Source organism: Plantactinospora solaniradicis (assembly GCF_042658085.1).
Lineage (GTDB): Bacteria > Actinomycetota > Actinomycetes > Mycobacteriales > Micromonosporaceae > Plantactinospora > Plantactinospora solaniradicis.
This window is the reverse complement of the sequence record NZ_JBHSPR010000141.1, coordinates 1-831: the sequence shown is the minus strand read 5'-3', so window position 1 is coordinate 831 and position 831 is coordinate 1. Positions and strand designations below refer to the sequence as shown.

General features: G+C 68.1%; 1 protein-coding gene. It reads right to left on the bottom strand.

The features are described from left to right. Positions 1–821, bottom strand: an 821-nt coding sequence (gene istA, locus ACFP2T_RS47920; RefSeq protein ID WP_377434782.1) for an IS21 family transposase, incomplete at its 3' end; no start/stop codon positions are given. Positions 822–831: the final 10 nt, after the last annotated feature.

Below are 831 nucleotides of genomic sequence, written 5' to 3'. Positions count from 1 at the left end.
CCCAACACCCGATGCCGGCGCTGGTTCGCCCGCACGAGCCAATCGGTCAACTGGCTGTTGAAGTCGGCCGGCGAGCCGAACCGGCGCCCGGGCAGGAACGACGTCTCCAGATAGCCATTCGCGCGTTCGACCAGGCCCTTGGCCTCTGGATCCGCCGGCCGGCACTGGATCACCTTGATACCGAGGGTGCCACGGAAGGCGTTCATCGCCTCGGTCAACTGCGGCCGGCCGGCCCGCCACTGCCCGACCGCGGACTCGTTGTCCCAGACCAGAGCCTTCGGCGTCCGCCCCCACCCGGAGATCAGCGTCCAGTGTCCGACTAGCAGATCCGGCGCCTGCCGCGACGGGATCATCACCGCCGACAACCACCGTGAATACCCCGACACCATCACCAACACCGGCGGCCGGTCAGCCTGCCCAAATCCCAACGGCACGTCCGCCGGTGGGAACCACAAATCACACTGCGCCAACTCACCCGGAACATAGTCCGTCCGCTGACACGGGTCCGGCCGGCGGAACAACGGCCGCAACTGCTGCACCCGGTCGCAGAACACCGTTTTGCCCCGGGTCCACCCGACCCGCTCCATCAACACGGTCGAGGGCATCTCCGGGAACTCCGCCAACAACGCCCGGATCCGCGGCTCGACCGCGTCCACGATCGAACCCTTCGCCGCACGCCGATACCGCGGCGGCTCGTCACTGGCCAAGGCCTTCTTCACGGTGTTGCGAGACATCCTCAACCGCCGTGCGATGGCCTGGATCGCCATACCCTCCGACCGCCGCAGGCGCCGGATCTCCGCCCAGTCCTCCACGCTCAGCACCTCCCGATGC